The sequence below is a fragment of the Bacillus sp. B-jedd genome (assembly GCF_000821085.1).
In the GTDB taxonomy this organism is placed as follows: Bacteria; Bacillota; Bacilli; order Bacillales; family Cytobacillaceae; genus Bacillus_D.
Genome location: NZ_CCXR01000001.1, coordinates 3,478,780 through 3,496,189, shown reverse-complemented (window position 1 = coordinate 3,496,189; position 17,410 = coordinate 3,478,780). Strand labels below are relative to the sequence as shown.

The 17,410-nt window shown below is 42.7% G+C and carries 21 protein-coding genes; 14 read left to right on the top strand and 7 right to left on the bottom strand.

The window, feature by feature from the left end; all coding sequences use genetic code 11:
* The first annotated feature begins 141 nt into the window (after nt 1-141).
* Nucleotides 142-1,170, top strand: a complete 1,029-nt coding sequence (locus BN1002_RS17250) for a lactonase family protein (RefSeq protein WP_048826764.1) — start codon at nt 142-144, stop codon at nt 1,168-1,170.
* Nucleotides 1,171-1,242: 72 nt separating this feature from the next.
* On the opposite strand, the gene BN1002_RS17245 is transcribed toward BN1002_RS17250, so the two are convergent.
* Entirely contained in the window at nt 1,243-1,452 is a 210-nt protein-coding gene (locus BN1002_RS17245; RefSeq protein ID WP_048826763.1) for a hypothetical protein, read from the bottom strand.
* A gap of 301 nt (nt 1,453-1,753) precedes the next feature.
* On the opposite strand from BN1002_RS17245, the gene BN1002_RS17240 reads away from it, so the two are divergent.
* The gene (locus BN1002_RS17240; RefSeq protein WP_048826762.1) at nt 1,754-2,821 is read left to right on the top strand and encodes a M14 family zinc carboxypeptidase; all 1,068 of its coding nucleotides are present in this window, start codon (nt 1,754-1,756) and stop codon (nt 2,819-2,821) included.
* A 142-nt stretch (nt 2,822-2,963) separates the two neighbouring features.
* On the opposite strand, the gene BN1002_RS17235 is transcribed toward BN1002_RS17240, so the two are convergent.
* Nucleotides 2,964-3,197 (bottom strand): hypothetical protein, encoded by a 234-nt coding sequence (locus BN1002_RS17235; RefSeq protein ID WP_048826761.1) that lies wholly within the window; start codon nt 3,195-3,197, stop codon nt 2,964-2,966.
* Nucleotides 3,194-3,421 carry a hypothetical protein gene (locus tag BN1002_RS17230; RefSeq protein WP_048828029.1) on the bottom strand — a complete coding sequence of 76 codons (228 nt, stop codon included), beginning with the start codon at nt 3,419-3,421 and terminating at the stop codon, nt 3,194-3,196. The genes BN1002_RS17235 and BN1002_RS17230 overlap by 4 nt, the downstream gene beginning before the upstream one ends.
* A 104-nt stretch (nt 3,422-3,525) precedes the next feature.
* Here BN1002_RS17230 and BN1002_RS17225 point away from each other — a divergent pair, with 104 nt between their 5' ends.
* Entirely contained in the window at nt 3,526-3,996 is a 471-nt protein-coding gene (locus tag BN1002_RS17225; RefSeq protein ID WP_048826760.1) for an Hsp20/alpha crystallin family protein, read from the top strand.
* Here BN1002_RS17225 and BN1002_RS17220 read toward each other — a convergent pair.
* A complete protein-coding gene (locus tag BN1002_RS17220) occupies nt 3,986-4,228 on the bottom strand; it encodes a hypothetical protein (RefSeq protein WP_048826759.1) in 243 nt (80 codons plus the stop codon). The genes BN1002_RS17225 and BN1002_RS17220 overlap by 11 nt on opposite strands.
* Nucleotides 4,229-4,338: 110 nt before the next feature.
* Here BN1002_RS17220 and BN1002_RS17215 point away from each other — a divergent pair, with 110 nt between their 5' ends.
* Nucleotides 4,339-5,112 (top strand): hypothetical protein, encoded by a 774-nt coding sequence (locus BN1002_RS17215; protein WP_148362811.1) that lies wholly within the window; start codon nt 4,339-4,341, stop codon nt 5,110-5,112.
* A gap of 26 nt (nt 5,113-5,138) precedes the next feature.
* Here BN1002_RS17215 and BN1002_RS17210 read toward each other — a convergent pair whose 3' ends face one another.
* Nucleotides 5,139-5,843 (bottom strand): DUF421 domain-containing protein, encoded by a 705-nt coding sequence (locus BN1002_RS17210; RefSeq protein ID WP_048826757.1) that lies wholly within the window; start codon nt 5,841-5,843, stop codon nt 5,139-5,141.
* A 199-nt stretch (nt 5,844-6,042) separates the two neighbouring features.
* Between BN1002_RS17210 and BN1002_RS17205 the strand changes: the two genes are divergently transcribed.
* Nucleotides 6,043-6,543 carry a DinB family protein gene (locus BN1002_RS17205; protein ID WP_048826756.1) on the top strand — a complete coding sequence of 167 codons (501 nt, stop codon included), beginning with the start codon at nt 6,043-6,045 and terminating at the stop codon, nt 6,541-6,543.
* Nucleotides 6,544-6,665: 122 nt separating this feature from the next.
* Here the strand turns inward: BN1002_RS17205 and BN1002_RS23050 are convergent, their stop codons facing one another.
* Complete coding sequence (locus BN1002_RS23050) at nt 6,666-7,310, bottom strand: superoxide dismutase family protein (protein WP_052445654.1); 645 nt, start codon at nt 7,308-7,310, stop codon at nt 6,666-6,668.
* Between the two features lie 378 nt (nt 7,311-7,688).
* Here BN1002_RS23050 and BN1002_RS17195 point away from each other — a divergent pair, with 378 nt between their 5' ends.
* The 6 genes from BN1002_RS17195 (at nt 7,689) to BN1002_RS17170 (ending at nt 11,912) form a co-directional block, all read left to right on the top strand.
* Nucleotides 7,689-7,904: a hypothetical protein gene (locus tag BN1002_RS17195; protein WP_048826755.1), complete on the top strand. Its 216-nt coding sequence runs from the start codon at nt 7,689-7,691 to the stop codon at nt 7,902-7,904.
* A 374-nt stretch (nt 7,905-8,278) separates the two neighbouring features.
* Nucleotides 8,279-8,632, top strand: a complete 354-nt coding sequence (locus BN1002_RS17190; protein ID WP_048826754.1) for an acylphosphatase — start codon at nt 8,279-8,281, stop codon at nt 8,630-8,632.
* A gap of 506 nt (nt 8,633-9,138) precedes the next feature.
* Nucleotides 9,139-9,327, top strand: a complete 189-nt coding sequence (locus BN1002_RS17185; protein WP_048826753.1) for a hypothetical protein — start codon at nt 9,139-9,141, stop codon at nt 9,325-9,327.
* Nucleotides 9,328-9,588: 261 nt separating this feature from the next.
* A complete protein-coding gene (locus BN1002_RS17180) occupies nt 9,589-9,930 on the top strand; it encodes a hypothetical protein (protein ID WP_048826752.1) in 342 nt (113 codons plus the stop codon).
* Nucleotides 9,931-10,218: 288 nt separating this feature from the next.
* Nucleotides 10,219-10,779 (top strand): NUDIX hydrolase, encoded by a 561-nt coding sequence (locus tag BN1002_RS17175; RefSeq protein ID WP_231575049.1) that lies wholly within the window; start codon nt 10,219-10,221, stop codon nt 10,777-10,779.
* Nucleotides 10,780-10,919: 140 nt separating this feature from the next.
* A complete protein-coding gene (locus tag BN1002_RS17170) occupies nt 10,920-11,912 on the top strand; it encodes a zinc-dependent alcohol dehydrogenase family protein (protein ID WP_048826750.1) in 993 nt (330 codons plus the stop codon).
* Between the two features lie 534 nt (nt 11,913-12,446).
* Here the strand turns inward: BN1002_RS17170 and BN1002_RS17165 are convergent.
* Entirely contained in the window at nt 12,447-13,574 is a 1,128-nt protein-coding gene (locus tag BN1002_RS17165; RefSeq protein WP_048826749.1) for a CdaR family transcriptional regulator, read from the bottom strand.
* 142 nt (nt 13,575-13,716) lie between these two features.
* On the opposite strand from BN1002_RS17165, the gene BN1002_RS17160 reads away from it, so the two are divergent.
* From BN1002_RS17160 to larA, 3 genes are all read left to right on the top strand, one after another.
* The gene (locus BN1002_RS17160) at nt 13,717-14,850 is read left to right on the top strand and encodes a glycerate kinase (RefSeq protein ID WP_048826748.1); all 1,134 of its coding nucleotides are present in this window, start codon (nt 13,717-13,719) and stop codon (nt 14,848-14,850) included.
* Between the two features lie 27 nt (nt 14,851-14,877).
* Nucleotides 14,878-15,990: a 2-keto-3-deoxygluconate permease gene (locus BN1002_RS17155; RefSeq protein ID WP_048826747.1), complete on the top strand. Its 1,113-nt coding sequence runs from the start codon at nt 14,878-14,880 to the stop codon at nt 15,988-15,990.
* A gap of 146 nt (nt 15,991-16,136) precedes the next feature.
* Nucleotides 16,137-17,399 carry a nickel-dependent lactate racemase gene (gene larA / locus BN1002_RS17150; protein ID WP_048826746.1) on the top strand — a complete coding sequence of 421 codons (1,263 nt, stop codon included), beginning with the start codon at nt 16,137-16,139 and terminating at the stop codon, nt 17,397-17,399.
* Nucleotides 17,400-17,410 lie beyond the last annotated feature (11 nt).

The following is a 17,410-nucleotide window of genomic DNA, read 5'->3' as shown; positions in this document are numbered from 1 at the left end:
CGGGAGCAAGATGCAACTGGGATTGTCCGCGACACGAAAGGTTTTCCTTTTGCCAGAAGAGAGGGGTTCGGAAAGTTCCTATTTCGCGGAGTTTTTTGTAGAATAGAGATTAATGCATTTGTTTGGAAGGGGCGGATTTGTGTGAGTAGGTTTAAGGGGTATATTGGGACGTATACGAATGGCGATAGCAAGGGGATTTATTCGATTGTGCTGGATACGGAGGCTGGCGCGGTTACGGATATTGAGGTTGTGGCGGAGGTTGGGAATCCGACTTATCTGACCTTGAGCCCAGACCGGCAATACTTGTATTCGGTTATTAAAGAGGGGGACCAGGGCGGTGTGGCTGCGTTTTCGGTAAAGCCGTCGGGTTTGGAATTGATTCATTCAGAGGTTTCAGCGGGTTCGCCGCCTTGCCATGTGAGCACGGATTCTGAGCAGCGCTTTGTTTTCAGCGCCAATTATCATAAAGGGACAGTGGAGTCGTATGGAATTCGGCAAGGCGCGATTACTTCGTCGATTTCGGTGATCCATCATGAGGGATCTGGTCCAGATCCGCGCCAGGAAAAGGCGCACACGCATTACGCCGGGATGGCTCCTGATGGGAAGTATTTGGCTGTGTGTGAGTTGGGTTGCGATCTGGTGCTTACATACCGTGTAAATGAGGATGGGGCTTTAACGGAAGCAGGGAGATTGGAAGTGCGCCCGGGAAGCGGTCCTCGCCACCTTGCCTTTCATCCGGTGAACCCGTCGATTGCGTATGTGATGACGGAGTTTAGTTCCGAGGTACTTGTATTATCTTATGGGGACGGTGCGTTCTCGGAGATCCAGTCGATTTCAGCCCTTCCGGATGGTTTCGCGGGAGATAGCCAGGGAAGCGCGATTCATGTTTCTGCGGACGGCCGGTTTGTGTATGTGGGGAACCGCGGCCATAACAGCATCGCGGTATTCGAAGTGGATGAGGTAACAGGGAAATTGAGCGCGGTTGAATACGTGTCGACTGAAGGCGATTGGCCAAGGGATTTTGCACTGGACCCGACCGGGAAGTATTTGCTTGCCTCCAACCAGAATTCGAGCAACCTCGTCCTGTTTGAAAGAAGTACTGAAACAGGCAAGTTGACGGTGTTGCAAAAGGATATTTATGTGCCGAATCCGGTTTGTGTTAAGTTTTAGATAAGTGGCTAAGGTAAATGTCGGCCGGCTGCTCGGTATTAACGGAGAAAAACAAGCATAGAGGCCATCGCTCTATGCTTGTTTGTGTTTTGAAGGTTCTTTAGCATTATTTTGGTTCAGAGTGAACATTAATCCAGTCAGTCCGGCTGCCAAGGAGGGCGGGATGCTCCATGCAAAATACCCCCATTGCCCAGTAAACATCGAGACGACCAGGAAGAAAAACGGGAAACCGACTAATACAATGTAAGAAACGATCAGTGCCAGCTTGTTATTGCCCTTCATACCGAACCTCCGATCTAATCGCTTTTTCTTCATTATATATAATTAATTGAGCGTTTTTGTGAATTTAGGGGAATTTCTTATTAATGCTATTTAAAGCTTTGTTTATACCCTAAACAGATGCCTCTTAAACTCCTTCTTTTGTATGTAGTTTTTGCCAATGCTACTGAACTCTTTCTCCTATTTTGACCGTAAATAATTGTCTAATAATTAGTCTTTCTAGTCTATTAAAGTTCCTCCTTAAAACGAGTAAACTTATATTGTCTGATATTTCGGACAACTAAATAGTTTCTGGAGGGATTTTATGAAGATTAAGAAGAAAGTTCTTGCGTACTCACTAACAGGGCTGATGGCATTTGGCGGAATTACCGCGGCTGGTCTGCCGGTTGGGGCGGTGGGTAATGGCCCGAGTGCCGGGAATGGCTCAATCCAGACATCGATTTTGCATACATATGAAAGCATGGTTGAGTACCTGAAAACCCAGGACACAAAGCAGGCAGCAATGGAACTTGAGGTCATCGGCAAAACGGTGAAGGGCCGGGATATTTACATGGCGAAGTATCTTTCCAACCCTGCTAATCCGACCATCCTGTTCCTGACGCAGCAGCATGGCAATGAACAGCTCACTACCGAAGGAGCCATGGAATTTATCAAGCATCTTGGGACCGGCAAAACAAAAGGCGTGCTGAATAATGTAAACGTTCTCATTATTCCAATGCTGAACGCGGATGGCGCGATGGGCGACGTCAATTTCTCTTTGGATAATTATCTTGCGGACGGCGACCGCCACTTGACGCGCTACAATGCCAATAATGTCGATTTAAACCGCGAACATGCCAAAGCTACTTCCGCCATGGAGCCTGAAGTGCGTGCGCTCCATGAACAAGTATTCCAGAAGTACAAAATTGATTATATGATTGACTTGCACCACCAGGGCACAAGGAGTGAAACGGAAGGGGAGTTGGTTTCCGGCTCGATCCTCTATCCGACGAATGCCAATGTGAAACCAGAGGTTCTTGAAAAATCAAAGAAGCTTGGGGCGATTGTTTATAACGAACTTGAAAGCAAGGGCTGGGGACATATCGGTAAATATGTCGGCGGCTCTGAGGAACGGATCGGGCGCAATGGGGCTGCTGTCCGCTACGGTATTTCAACACTGCTGTTTGAGATGCGCGGGATGTCCGACCATTATATTGAATCCTATGCCCTCGGCCAAAAGAGTAATGGCTATCTTATCAAACAAACGATCCAAACGCTGGATGCAACCGTTAGCGCTATTGCCGACGGATCGATTGAAAAAGCAGACATCAGCTTCTGGGATACACTGCCTGAGCAACAGAACAGGGCTGCTGAAGAAGAGGCGGATGAATAGGGAATAGAAGGAGGCGGAAATCCGAAACTGGGAACGAATTTGGCCTTTGAGTAAAAACGCTTTGTTAGCACACTAAAGAAGCAGCCCAATTCACACAACTGAATTGGGCTGCTTCTTTTTGGCATCATATCAGGTTTCTTCATTAAATTAAACTATTTTTAATGGAATTTGTGTCGGCGACATCGGTATCGTTTATAAAATTGATTGGAATGTTGACAGCGGACAAGTCTCCATTTTGCTCTCCAAACCCCATGTTCCGCTTCGTAGACAGGAAAACGTCCGCCTGCTGTGAGGAGCCGTAAACGACCTGAGAGTGACGGTCGAGGACATTTACCTTGAAATTAAGGACATTGGCAATCGATGGGGAGAATATCATGAGCAAAATCCTTTGGCAAGTGGCGGTAGGGAGGATTCAAAGGATGACGGTGAATCAATTTGGTCTTTATCATCAACAAGATTGCGGTTCCCGACAAAGGTTGCCTCATCACCATAGTTTTGCCCATAGCCCTGATTCCGTTTATCCGAGTTTTGCCATTCGGCTAACAAGTTTTGTCCAATATTTACAGCAGAGGCATTTTCAAAGGAATTTATTTTAATCATATAAATATTAATATTAATAGCAGGTGCAGCCAAAGGATTCCCCCCTTTTTGAAACTAAATATATGCTCATATCCATATGAATATGAGTTGAAGGAGGGTTCATAGTGGATATTGACAAGTTGAAAAAATGGATGGACATTGCCCAAAAGGTTCAGGGCGGGAATTTCTGGGGCCAGATTTTCGATGAAAATTTTGCAAAAGAACATATGAACTCAAATTCTTTCTTTACTGGTTTTAACGATATGGGGAATGGCAGCGAAGGGGCCTTCCCGCAGGTTGATATATATGAATCCGAAGACAAAATTTACGTGCTCGCAGCACTGCCCGGCATCCAAAGGGAAGATGTATCTCTCGCCCTCCAGGGGGACCGGCTTGTGATTAGAGGAAAAATCACGAGCCCCTTTATCGGTTACAAGGAAGTGCAAAAAGAAATGAAGTTCGGCGAATTCGAGAGGGTTATCGCCCTGCCAAGAAGCGCTAAAGAAAATAGGGTTGAAGCTTTGTTTCAAAATGGAGTTCTGACGATCGTTTATGAAGTACACGGCTCTCCAGAGAAAAAAATCCCTATAAAGTAAAGGGCCGATTTTCTTTTATTGAATTGTGGTCCACCATGTCCGGGTCATTCACCATGCTGGTTTCGCCCAGCAAGGTGACCCCGTCCCCTCCCTGAACGCCAAAGCCGAAAGACTCTTTATAATGATTCGCCTTCCTGACTTGTCTAGTTCTTGTTAAGGAGACTATTGCACCATTTTCCATCACATTGATTTTTACATTGTGTATGAAGATATTTGTGCTTTTAAAAACCATTATTAATCCCTCCCAAAAGGTCCTTTTTGTCAAAATAAATGTGCTAGTAAAGTGAGGTGTACTATTTGCCTATTAAAGGACTATTCAACAATAATAAGGAAAATGAATCATTGAAAAATAAAATTGCCGCTTTAGAACAGAGTGTCAAGAGGCTTAGTTCGATTGAGGTGCACCTGAAGCGAATTCTTCGGATGGAAAATGAACTGAACCAGGTTTTGAAAAGAAAAGACCGGTCAGACCAACCTTTAAAGGCCAATAAAGTCATACGAAAAGAAGAGAATATGTCAGAAGCCTCCGTCCGTGCTTTATTCTTTAAGGAAATAACTCCTTTTTTTAATGAATTATCCAGGTTAAACGACGAGGTCACTGGGCTAAAAGCGGAATTTCAAAGGAAAGTTAGACAGAAACCAAAAACAGTACAACCAGTAGCTGTTCCTTCTGTTGATGTGGGCAGGCTGGATAGACTGGAAGAGTTAGTAACTGAATTGCGGGAGCAGCTGGCACTCCAGGAGGAAAGAATTCGGACTAATGATGATAGAATCCTGGCTAATGAGGAAAGGAGCAGGGACCAAGTTAATATTACTGAGGACCAGGATGAACATCAGGAACATCAAATTCAGAGAGTTCCTCCTGTGATTTTCCACGAATATAAAATAGAAAAAGTGATTGTCGAAAAATATGAAGTCCATAACGAAATTGCCCAGTTGGGAATAAAAGAGCTCGGAGGTCAATTGAATATCGGTGCTACATACGGAGTCAATCCCCCTCCTGAATTAGAGGAGGAAGAATCCGGAGACAATCAAGAGTTGGATGAGGAGCCAGGGGAGGAATCAAGCGAAGAATCAAGCGAGGAGTCAAGTAAATCAATAGATGAGACCTGTTAATAAGCAGTTTTAATAATATTTAAAAGTTAATGGATTTGCTGAGGAGAATCATCTTTATAATCAATATAAAGAGTGCCGTCTTTTTGAACTTCGGCATAAAATACATCTTCCGGCCTGCTGCCCGCAGACTGAATTTGTTGATTAAGCCATTCCTTGTCAAGATTCAAATTCTTTAGGTTCTCCTGAAGGATCTGGCCATCAGAAACAACTGCGGTGGCTATTGGGAATTTAGCGTGAGATTTCTTCCCCATGTTCATATCGCTTTTTGTAACTGGGTGCTTTTCTTCTTTTTTCAGAACTGACAATGTTCCATCAGTTTCAAAAATGGCATAGTCAACCTCCGCTAGCGAGAATACATTTTTTTTGCGAAGAAGTGCGATTAATGCATCCATGTCCAGACGGGCCTTCAATAATTCTTCCTCTATAACGTCCCCTTTTTTAATGACTATCACTGGTTTTCCTTCGAAAATGGTACGGGCGGTTTTTGATTTCATATCCAGTAAGCCTATTGTAATTGTAAAAAGAGTCCAAGCGGAAAGGGCGATTACCCCGTTCCGTATACTTATGGTGGGATCAATGGCAAGTGAAGCTCCGATCGTACCAATTGATATAGCTGAAACAAAGTTGAAAAATGTCATTTGAGAGATTTCTTTTCTGCCCATCAATCTTGTAAATGCCATCAAGACAACAAACGAAAGGAAAAGCCTGAAAATGAGTAAAGACACCGGCATTGATTCCGCCTCCTTAAACATCCTATTTTTAGGAATAGTATCTCTTTTTAACAGGAAAAAATGTAAGGGATGGTTTTGGTAAGGAAGCAAGAATAGAGGAAATCTTACTAACGCTCTAGAAACAATACATAGCGAAGCTAAGTGTTGCCAACAAAGGTGAACTAAATGAAGAGGACTTTATAGAAAAGAGGAGATTAATTTGAGTGAACTTAAACTGATTCATACTTATAAAAACGAGCTTCAAAAATACTCTTTGGAACAGTTAAGATACATATCTGAAGAAGGAGTTTGGTCTATTGGGCAAATGTATGACCATTTAATCGTTGTTGCCCATGAGTATCTAGATAATATGGAGACATGTGCTGCCTTAAATGAGGTGCAACCCCTCGGGAAAACGGAGTTCGGTGAACGTTTATTTAAGAATGGAGGGTTTCCGCCAATTAAAATACGATTACCGGATGAACTGAATGCCCCACCAAATAATTCAGATAGCAGGGAGGAACTAATCAATAGAATGGAACAGGTTATTTCAAGGTTGAGCCTATGGGAAACAAAAGTGGAAAATATTAACCCGAATTATAAAGTAAAGCATGGAGGGTTCGGCTGGTTGAATGCAACGGAATGGTATGATTTAGTCGGTATGCATTTTCGTCATCACTTGCGTCAAAAGGATGAGTTAGAACAAAGGCTTGTTAAATAGCAGGTGTGTATGTTGAGGATTGGATTGCTTTGCTGCTGAAGATATTGAAGCGATTGTTGCAAAATTGAAAAATATAGAGAAACCCTACACAACATTGTATAGGGTTCTTTTAATATCCTTTATTATTTCTTATCTTCATCTGTACTCAAAATCACTCCACATGCTTGTCTGTCTCCTGCATCCCCAGCTTTCATCGTTGCTTCATCTGGGCCAGTTTTTCCTTCTGTTTGATAGCGATCAGGTATATTGCCGAAGTTATCAGGATTTGCGTGGACGATTACAGCCAGTTTTTCTTTTTTCAGTTGATCAATGGTTAAGCGATTGAACGTTGCGGAATAGGAAGCAGTTCCATCCTCGTTAACATATAGGGAAGGCATATCACCAGCATGTTCCGAGTGCATTTTGCCATCTGGATTAAAATGTCCACCTGCTGTTGTGAAAGGCCCCTCCTTGGCATCACGTTCACAGATACCCTTTTCATGGATATGAAAACCATGGTGCCCCGGCTCCAGGCCATCTATATTGGCGACAATTTGAACATGATTGTCTTGGGCAAAAAAGCTTACAGTGCCAACAGTTTTATTTTCAACATCCTTTAGTTCTGCATTAGCTTGTGGTTCCGTCTGTTCCTCTGTGCTTACGCTCTTCTCAGCATTATTTCCCGTATTTGTCGTTTTCTTGCCATCCGATTTTTCTCCTGCGGCACATCCATTCAGCACCATCATTACAGAAATTGTCAGTAAAAGCTTCGTCCAAAATTTACTCATATTATGCTCCCTTCTACATTTGTTGAATGTTCCAACTATACTATCAGGAGTAAATAACAATATAAAGTGAAGCGCTGTGAAAATTAAAGAATTCATTCTTTTGGTCTAGATGGTCACAATTGTTATGAACCTTCCTACCTGCTCCTCCATTTTTTTGATTTTATTTAACAAATTATTCTGCGATTGAAGGAAGAATTGCTGGCGGTTAATCCAGCCGGGGTTTTTAAGGAAACTATAACTCCGAAGGTTATACTTGCTATGAAATAGTTAATGAATATTTTACTCTTCGTAAAATTGCCCTAAATGGGCAGAATATGGTACGGGACAGTGCTGCTAAGGAATTGCACTTCCATATAAATAATGAGGGAGTGAAAAATAATGACTGATATCAACGAGCGCAAACGGGACAATAATGATAGCGGGTCAATAGCATTTAATGTAGGTGTTGTTCCTGCGGATACCATGGCTTCCGCGCTTGATCCATATGGTACTGTTGCAGGTGCTAATGTTGGCGGATCGCTGGAAAACAGGTCCGGAGTAAGTATTGTTGACGACAACCAGGATGGCTCCAAAACAATAAAATCGAATGAGTAAAGCAAGCTTTTAAACGAGGTTAGGATTTCTCCCCACGATGTCAAATGATTTTCAACAAGAATGCGACATACAATTCGTCCTAAAGAAGTTGATCTGAAAAGTGGATTATGGAAAAAACGGTAATGGTTCAAAACGGGCACGTTAATCCAAGAAGGATTAACGGCCTTTTTGTTGAATTTGTTAATTTAAATCTTTAAATTAATTCGAGGGTTGGAAAACTTTTACGCCAATGGGGTAAGCAGCTGTGGAATCAAAAAAGCGGAGACGTTAACTCAGATAAGCTCCCTCACTAGTCGGTTATCTTTATACTTAGAATCAATATAAAACTTAATCCTAGCCATACGCTTCAAAATCGAAAAAGGGGATGGGGAAGAATGCATGTTTTGAAAAAACTAAGGGATGGCTACGTAATTTGGCATGCAAATAGTATTAAGTTACCGCCATTTACTTCCGCTAATAGGATCAGGAAAAAAATCGTTTTTTCAGGAAGAGTGCAAAAAGTTGGATTTCGCCTGGAATTATTTCGTATTGCCGAAAGATTGAGCTTAACAGGGTGGGTAAGGAATTTAAAAGATGGGAGTGTTGAAGCCGAAATGCAAGGGGAAGAATCGAAAATTAATTTCTTGGTCAATTGCATGCAGTCGTTGAAACGGGCTTCTGTCAAGAAAGTGAATATCATTGAAGTGCCAGTAACCGAGGACGATGAAAACTTTAAAATAGTGAGATAAGATGTGGCTATATTGCACCTACTAGAAATGTAGATTAATTTGTCCAGAGCAAAAGAGAGGCTGGAAAAAATAAGGCCATTGCGGCAGGCGGCAAAGTGGCAAGCGAGCCACACGACCAAGGATTCATGTACTACAGGAGCTATCAAGACCTCGACGGACATTACTGGGAAATCATCCACATGGATCCCACAGCCGTCAACAGTTAAAGAATTAGAGTGAAGCAGGGGACAATACCCTATGTTTCATTCCTCCGGAAGTCGAAATCAACAATCAAGGATAACAGAGCCATAATTAAAAGAATCTCCAACAAAATTGCTAGAGATTCTTTTTGCTGTCTCCCAAGGAATTTGATCGATATAAAATTAAGTCTTGAAAACGTTAGTCCTGGGGATGAATCGCCTTTTTTGATTAGTTCCATGCTGAGCTACTAGAGCGCGATAGTTGATGAATATTTTGAAAAAAAAGGGAATTAATATGTTAATATATAGGGAAAAGGGGGAGTTGCAATGAGTCAGGATAATAAACCTTTTAATGAGGCAATAGACCACATGAACAAGGTAGAGGGAAATGTTGCAAACCTTGCTAAAGCAGATTTAAATAAGCTGCCAAAACCATTGAAATACTTTGGATACTTCATGGCTGGATTTTTTTCCATCGCGATTTTGTTAATAATCATTTTAAAATTGTTTAGCTGAATTATTTTAGAGAACCCGATAATGATATTTCGTCCTTCAAAACAAAACCGTTAACCAACTGGTTTTGTTTTTTTGAGATGAAGCATGTGTGCATTGGGTTCCTTCGCTATCACAAGGTTTTTATTTTGCTAGGAGAGACGGGTGGAATTGGGCGACTTTCTCTTGTATTTGATTGTCGTAAAGTGTTCAATTTTATTCAGCTTACATAGGCTGGGCCCGGGAAAGATATAAATATAAATTACATTCACTGGGGGAATTGGAATGATACGCGAGTTGGAAAAAGCTGAGGTAAGTTCTGTGATATTCATGCGTGATTATTTGCAGTTTTTCTTTGAAGGAGAGCAAGGGAGCGGTATGCTTACCGCTTATGTTATGCCGCAACTTATTGTGACCGGAAAGAGTTTTGACAGCACGGTTCCTGGTTACCGGGATTCGTTGTGCTCATTTATTAGCCGGAGGGTAAAGCGGTCCGAAATGGTGGAATGGAATATCAGGCTGATTTTTGATAACGATGACAGGCTCGAGATTCCTCTGCAGGAAGCTGATGCAAAGGGAATGGAAGCGGCGATGCTGCGTTTTGATAATGAGATTTTGATTTGGTAAGAGGGAGGGGGTGCGGCTCTATAGGTTATAAAAGGTAAGGGTAGAACCTTACTGGACAGTGTTAGGCAATAAGGGCTCCCGGATATTTCATAAAAACTACACTTCCAATTATACGGAGGTGTTTTTTAATGCTTCGGTCGGTTCTGCTGTTTCTTTCGGGTGTGGAAGGATTAGCTGAAACCGTCCCTTAGCTTCTTTTTGAAAGGTGATGATTTCCTCCCTTGGCCGGATGTTAGGGTTGCTCCTTTTTGGCAAAGGTGGTTGAAGGTAGTACAATGGGAACGGTGAATGATGATAATAGTTGAAGCTGGGGTGAGTTTGATGGAGTGGAAGATAGCCAATTCTATTAAGGCGAAGGTAGATAGATTCGATGTTACAGTTGACCGTGTGGTTCTGCCGAATGGTGAGGAAAAAAACTTTTCATATTTGGATTTTGCAAAAGGAGTCTGTATCCTTCCGATTACGCAGGATCATAAAGTCATTTGTTTAAAGCAATATCGCCATGCGGTGAAAAGCTGGGAGTGGGAGCTGCCAGGAGGAATGATTGAGGACGCCAACGGATTGCCGATCGAGACGGCGAAAAGGGAGTTGGAAGAGGAGACTGGGCATGTGGCCGAGCATTGGATGGAGCTGGGGAGCTTTTACCCGTCACCGGGCTCAACTGCCGAGGAGATTTTCCTTTTCGCGGCGGCAGGTCTGACGGAAACTGCGCAAAACCTTGAGAATAGTGAGCAACTAGAACTCCATCAGCTGACGATGGAGGAAGTGAAGGATCTTGTTGCCAAGGGTGAATTCAAACACGGAGCAGGGCTGGCGGCTATCCTGCGGTATAAGTTTATGACGGATTGATAAGATGATAAGAGTGAGGCAGGGGGATGGTACTGCTGCTTCTTTCGATTGTCGAAGGAAGTGCTGGGACCCTCCCCTGCATCATTTTTAAGGTGGTATTTTAGAATAAAATTGGATTGTTTTAAGGAGATTTAATTGTTTTGAGTGCAAAATGTCTAAAATTCTATGAATTCGGCAGTCCTAAAAATGTGTTGAAAATTGAGCATAAACGAATTCAATCGCCAAAAGATAATGAAATCCTTGTTCGTATGTCAGTACGGCCGATAAATCCTTCTGACTTAATCCCGATTAGAGGGGCATATTCACATCGAATTTCACTGCCGAATATCCCCGGCTATGAAGGAGTTGGTATAGTAGAAGAAGTCGGTTCATCAGTTTCTAAAAATTATATTGGAAAGCGTGTTTTACCTTTACGAGGGGAAGGCACTTGGCAAGAATTTGTGAGGACATCAGCAGAATTTGCGGTCCCGGTGCCTGATTCCATTGATGACTTTGCTGCATCACAATTATATATTAATCCAATTACGGCATGGGTGACTTGTACGGAAGTATTAAAATTAAGGCCGAATGATGTTTTGTTGGTTAATGCCTCTGGTTCATCCATTGGGCATATTTTTGCGCAACTATCGAAGATATTAGGTTTTCGATTAATTGCAGTTACTAGAAATAATAACTATACAAGAGATTTACTGCATCTTGGTGCGTCGGATGTGATCGATACCTCTAAAGTTCCGCTCATCAAAACAGTCATGGAGTTAACAAATGGAATTGGCGCGGATGCTGCAATTGACTCTATTGGGGGTTCCTCTGGGAACGAATTGGCTTTTTGTGTGCACCCTGGTGGTAACTTTTTAACCATCGGTCTTTTGTCGGGAATACAACTAAACTGGGCAGATATTGTAAATAATGCAAAAGTGAATGCTAAAATGTTTCATTTGCGGAATTGGAATAAAAGTGTCTCCATACATAAATGGCAAGAAGCCTTTAGCCCTTTGATAAGGCTATTGGAGGAGAAGAAATTACGGTTTAAAGAGGTAAATTCTATGTATGACCTAGCTGATATAAAAACTGCAATTGATGCAGTAGAATCTTCCAAAGGAACAAAAGGGAAAGTGTTTTTAACAAGTTACTGAGTTATTTTTAATAAGAAGAAAAGCAGACTTTTGATGCAAAAGAGAGAACGGATGCATCCCAACTTTTCTACATTGGTCTATGGAATTAATTTGTCTCCCGCCGGATGAAGATAAAACCCAGGCAAAGTATATTTATTGAACAGGGGTTGGTAAGATGACAAACTGCGATAAATGTGGAGAGAAATTGAGACGGAAATTTAGGCTGTTTCCGTCTTTATTTTCATTATTAGTGGGAGTTTCGTTGGTTTGGTATTTGTCATCACCTGTTTTGCTTGTTCCTATGGGTCTTGCATTGCTATTTATCAATTTACAGTTGTAATTTTAAAAGAATAAATAGAAAAGAAGCTCTTATGGCCTATTCCCCTCGATGGACGGAGTAAGGATGATTGTCTTTTCGAGGGGCAAAATAGTCTCTATTTGTCCCGCTAGGAATTTGTAGAAGTTTTTCTCGAAAAGAATATTGTATGCGTAGGTGTTATAAATACTTTTAATTCATATCTGGTTTTTTCCTCCAATACCATTTAGCGCGTTCAGTTAACCATCCTTTCCTTCTGTTTCGGCTGGTGGTATCGTCTTTCTGGTTTTTTCCGTTGTCCAGAGCGCTAGCTGGAGAGTAAGGGCGTCATAAAAGACTTTAGGATCAAAGCCTGTTTCTTCCTGAATTTTGGAAAGCCTGTAGACAAGGGTATTCCGATGCAGGAACATAGCCGCGGCAGTTGCGTGTATATTCAGGTTGTTGTCAAAAAACACCTGAAGAGTGTCAGCATATTTTTCTAAAGGTTTATTCATTAGTCTTTTTGAAAATTTGTTGGCCTCGGCCAGTTCTATTTTGAAAATCAGTGCTTTTGATTCAACTTTTGAGAACGGGATAATTTTTTCATCTTTTCCGGAAATGTCAAGAGCCAAGTCGCAGTCCAAATAGGAGGTATTGAATTCTGCCATGTTATGAAATGGAGAGCTGTAAGATAACCGGCATACAACTCCCATGTTCTCCAGTCCAGCTACCACTTTCATTACCTTCTTTTCAATATCGACAGAGGACATTTTCTGAAACGCTATGAATATGCGATTAATATTAATTAAGCTGATAATCCCCTCACGCTCACCTATTAATTGTTCAACTCTTCTAAGAAGAACCGTATTTGAGATATCACGTTCCTCTATTTGGATGACGCATGCTGTAAACGGGGGGATAAAATGGATGCCAAGCAAAGCTAGCCCGCGTTCCACATGGGCTAGGGAAGGAGGGGTTTTCAATAAATCCTCTATGATTCTCTCTTTTGTGCGTTGCTTCCATTCCATCTGTGAAGAAATGTATTCTTGCTTGATAAGCACCTCAGTTGTCATTTTGACCAGTCCAGCAAATTCCTGTAGTTCCTTCGGATTTCCCGTAATCCCAATCACTCCGACAACACGGTCTTGAAATTGGATGGGAAGATTGATACCCGGCATGGCTCCTTTCCAGTTTTCTACGTCTTCTTTCGTGATTGAAATCGTTTCGCCTGTCCGTAAAACGGCTAGAGCGCCTTCATGAATATCCCCAATCCGTGCACTGTTTCCCGAGGCAATGATTACCCCTTTGTCATCCATGATATTAATATTCCTATTCAATCGGATGGATGTTTCTTTAACGATTATCGAAGCAATTTCTCTAGTTAACATACTTCCTCCTAGAAAATTTAGTTGTTTCGTACAAAAATTGTTCGAAAATTATGTATATTCTTATTTATTATAAACGATGTATCTGGGGGAGTGACACAGTATAATAAAGAAAAAGTTTGTAAGCGCTATCATGGAGGGGAATATGAAGATTGTTATCGCGCCCGATTCTTTCAAAGGAAGCATGAGTTCAGTAGAAGCCGCAAAAGCTATTAGAGCCGGCATTTTACGGGTATACCCCGACGCGGAAACAGTTGAGCTACCTGTCGCCGATGGTGGAGAGGGGACACTGGAAACCCTGATTGCAGCCACAAATGGAATTGTGGTTCCCGTGAATGTGAGAGGGCCACTGGGTACCGTAGTAAAAGGTGAGTATGGCGTTCTGGGAGATAGGAAAACTTGTGTAATTGAAATGGCTAAGGCTTCTGGCCTTTCGCTAGTCTCTGTGACAGAATTGGATCCTTTAAAAGCGACGACATACGGAACGGGCCAAATGATAAAACAGGCTCTCGACGACGGATATAAGTCATTCATCCTTGCTTTAGGGGGATCCGCAACGAATGACGGTGGAGCAGGCATGCTCCAGGCGCTTGGGATAAAACTGCTTGACGGGGACGGGGTGGAGGTGGGACACGGGGGAGCTGAAGTCATCAGGGTTTCTTCTATTGATCTGTCAGGGTTCGATTCGAGAATAAAAGATTGCGAGTTCTTGATTGCATCCGATGTACAGAACCCTTTCACCGGTCCGGAGGGCGCTTCCTATGTTTTTGGCCCCCAAAAAGGTGCAACGCAAGCTGATGTTGAACATCTTGACCAATGCTTATCCAATTTCGCTGATGTCATCAAAAGGACAACAGGCGTTCAACTTCATGACATGCCTGGAGCAGGAGCTGCTGGAGGCATTGGGGGAGCGTTTCTTGCTTTTTTCCCTGCCAGAATGAAACGCGGCATTGATGTTGTCATTGAGTATACAAAGCTTAGTGAAAAATTGGAAGGGGCAGAGCTGGTTATTACAGGAGAAGGGAGGGTCGATTTTCAGACAGCTTCAGGAAAAACCCCGATGGGAGTGGCCCAGGCGGCTGCCCGGCAGGGAATCCCGACAATAATCCTCGCAGGGGCGGTTGGGACCGGTATTGAGGGGCTGTATGAGAATGGAGTTGTAAGTATTCACAGTATCATTACCAGGCCATTGGAATTACACGAAGCAATAGAATCAGCCAGGGAATTGACAGAATTTGCATCTGAGCAAGTAGTCCGGTCATTTTTTTATCGTTCATAAAAAATAAAATAAAAGTGGGGGAAAACGATGAAAATCAAGAAGACAATTGAAAAAGTTCCTGGCGGGTTAATGGTTGTGCCTTTGATGCTGGGGGCCTTTATGAATACGATTGACCAGCTTCATATTCCGGTGGTTATGGACTTCCTAAAAGGGCTTGGAGTATCTCCAACAGCTGATGGCCATTATGAATTTCTTCGCATTGGGGGCTTTTCGGAGCAGTTATTTAAAAATGGTGCCCTGACCCTGATTGCCTTATTCTTGTTTTGTGCAGGAAGCCAGATGAATTTCCGTGTTGGCGGGAAGGCACTTAAAAAAGGCGTATTGTTAACGTCCTCTAAATATTTAACAGGTCTATTCATTGGGTTGTTGTTCGGTTATTTCTTCGATCCGTTTAACGGCCTTCTCGGACTATCGACCATGGCAATCATTGCTGCAATGACTAATGGGAACGGCGGGATGTACGCTGCCTTGACCGGACAGTATGGTAACCGTTCTGATGTAGGAGGGGTTGCAGTTCTTTCTTTAAATGATGGTCCCTTCTTTACACTCATGTCACTAGGATTAATGGGTTCGAATTTTCCAATTATCGCCTTTGTTGCTGTTCTTCTGCCAATTGGTATTGGTATGATTCTCGGGAATCTCGATCCCGATATTCGTGAATTCTTGAAACCAGGTGAAATTCTCCCTGTACCGTTTTTCGCATTTGCCCTAGGAGCGGGAATGAACTTTGCAAACTTCTTTAACCCATCCGTAGTAGCTGCCGGTCTTACTCTAGGCGTTTTAACAGTAGTCCTGACGGGTGGAACTGGAATGCTTGTGTTCAAACTGTTTAAGGAAAAAAGTCAAATAGCTCCATGGGCTGAGGCATCGACAGCTGGGAATGCGGTAGGCACACCAGCTGCAATTGCTGCTGCAGCTGCGGTTGCTGCGGGTTCTGGCATGATGAGTGCGGAAGAAGCAGCAAAATTTGAGGGCATTGCTAACTTGGCAACCGCTCAAATTTCCATCTCGGTCCTTACAACAGCCATTCTTTGTCCAATTGCTGTTATTATGATTGACCGGTACCAGCAAAAACGCGGAATAAACGGAAAGCTCGAAGATCCATTAGAAGGTTCAAGTGCAAAAAAAGGAATTGCATAGAGATAGACTTCAACTACCCCTGGGAGCAATCTCAGGGGTTGCATCATCATTATTTTGGTACTATGGAAGAAACAGGGTATAAGAAAGACGTTATCAACCCCATTGTTGGCTTAACGTCTTTTACACTTGAAAAGTGAGGGATTGAAATGAAAACGACATTGTTGTACGGACAGAACGGAATTGAGATTGAGGTGCCCGACCATTCCTTTATTGTCGAACCGAAAGACCTCCCAGCTTTGGAAGATTACGAGAATGCTTTAAGGAACGCGATACGTAATCCAATTGGAACACCTCCTTTAAAAGAACAAGTCAAAACCACCGATAAAGTAGCTATTGTCATCAGCGATATTACGAGACCAACCCCAAATCATATCCTCGTGCCTCTCTTAATTGAGGAATTGAATCATTTACCGCTTGAAAACTTTGTCGTTATCAATGGAACAGGTACCCATCGCGATCAGACAAGGGAAGAGTTTGTCCAAATGCTGGGCGATTGGGTCGTTGAGAATATACGGATTATTAATAATCAATGCCATGACAAGGAGACTCTGGTGAAAGTAGGACACAGTAGGTTTGGGTGTGATGTTTATTTGAACAAGGATTATGTAGAGGCCGATTTCCGCATTGTTACCGGCTTTATCGAACCTCACTTCTTTGCTGGGTTCTCAGGAGGGCCGAAAGGAATTATGCCAGGTATCGCTGGCATCGAAACCATTATGACCTTCCATAACGCCAGAATGATTGGCGATCCCCAATCCACATGGGGAAATATGGTGAACAATCCTGTTCAGGATATGACGAGGGAAATCAATACAATGTGTAAACCCGATTTTATGCTAAATGTGACGCTAAACAAGGAAAAAGCGATTACTGAAGTATTTGCAGGTGAATTATACGAGGCCCATGACAAAGGCTGTTCCTTTGTCAAAGAGCATGCGATGGTACGCTGCGAAGAACGATTCGATGTGGTCATCACTTCTAATTCCGGCTACCCACTAGACCAGAATTTGTACCAGGCCGTAAAGGGAATGAGCGCTGCACAGAAAATCGTAAAAAAAGGCGGGGCGATCATCATTGCTTCCGAATGTTCGGATGGCCTGCCGAATCACGGAAATTATTCGAAAATCTTTGAATTGGCGGATAACCCACAAGGATTGCTTGAGTTAATCAACAATCCTGAGTTCAAAATGTTTGACCAATGGCAAGTGCAGAAGCAGGCTGTTATCCAGGTATGGTCAGATGTGTATGTGTATTCTGTATTGACAGATGAGCAAGTAAAAGGCGCTATGCTAAAGCCGACCCACAATATCGAGCAGACGCTTGAGCAGTTGAAGCAAATCCATGGCAGAGACATGACTGTAGCTGTCCTTCCGTTGGGTCCACTCACAATTCCATATGTGGAAGAATGAAAGGTGCTAAC

What these genes read in the sequence shown, in the direction of transcription:
- BN1002_RS17245 (WP_048826763.1), bottom strand. Translation starts at nt 1,452, where the DNA reads ATGAAGGGCAATAACAAGCTGGCACTGATCGTTTCTTACATTGTATTA.
- BN1002_RS17240 (WP_048826762.1), top strand. Translation starts at nt 1,754, where the DNA reads ATGAAGATTAAGAAGAAAGTTCTTGCGTACTCACTAACAGGGCTGATG.
- BN1002_RS17235 (WP_048826761.1), bottom strand. Translation starts at nt 3,197, where the DNA reads ATGATATTCTCCCCATCGATTGCCAATGTCCTTAATTTCAAGGTAAAT.
- BN1002_RS17230 (WP_048828029.1), bottom strand. Translation starts at nt 3,421, where the DNA reads ATGATTAAAATAAATTCCTTTGAAAATGCCTCTGCTGTAAATATTGGA.
- BN1002_RS17220 (WP_048826759.1), bottom strand. Translation starts at nt 4,228, where the DNA reads ATGGTTTTTAAAAGCACAAATATCTTCATACACAATGTAAAAATCAAT.
- BN1002_RS17210 (WP_048826757.1), bottom strand. Translation starts at nt 5,843, where the DNA reads ATGCCGGTGTCTTTACTCATTTTCAGGCTTTTCCTTTCGTTTGTTGTC.
- BN1002_RS23050 (WP_052445654.1), bottom strand. Translation starts at nt 7,310, where the DNA reads ATGAGTAAATTTTGGACGAAGCTTTTACTGACAATTTCTGTAATGATG.
- BN1002_RS17195 (WP_048826755.1), top strand. Translation starts at nt 7,689, where the DNA reads ATGACTGATATCAACGAGCGCAAACGGGACAATAATGATAGCGGGTCA.
- BN1002_RS17190 (WP_048826754.1), top strand. Translation starts at nt 8,279, where the DNA reads ATGCATGTTTTGAAAAAACTAAGGGATGGCTACGTAATTTGGCATGCA.
- BN1002_RS17185 (WP_048826753.1), top strand. Translation starts at nt 9,139, where the DNA reads ATGAGTCAGGATAATAAACCTTTTAATGAGGCAATAGACCACATGAAC.
- BN1002_RS17180 (WP_048826752.1), top strand. Translation starts at nt 9,589, where the DNA reads ATGATACGCGAGTTGGAAAAAGCTGAGGTAAGTTCTGTGATATTCATG.
- BN1002_RS17175 (WP_231575049.1), top strand. Translation starts at nt 10,219, where the DNA reads ATGATGATAATAGTTGAAGCTGGGGTGAGTTTGATGGAGTGGAAGATA.
- BN1002_RS17165 (WP_048826749.1), bottom strand. Translation starts at nt 13,574, where the DNA reads ATGTTAACTAGAGAAATTGCTTCGATAATCGTTAAAGAAACATCCATC.
- BN1002_RS17160 (WP_048826748.1), top strand. Translation starts at nt 13,717, where the DNA reads ATGAAGATTGTTATCGCGCCCGATTCTTTCAAAGGAAGCATGAGTTCA.
- BN1002_RS17155 (WP_048826747.1), top strand. Translation starts at nt 14,878, where the DNA reads ATGAAAATCAAGAAGACAATTGAAAAAGTTCCTGGCGGGTTAATGGTT.
- larA (WP_048826746.1), top strand. Translation starts at nt 16,137, where the DNA reads ATGAAAACGACATTGTTGTACGGACAGAACGGAATTGAGATTGAGGTG.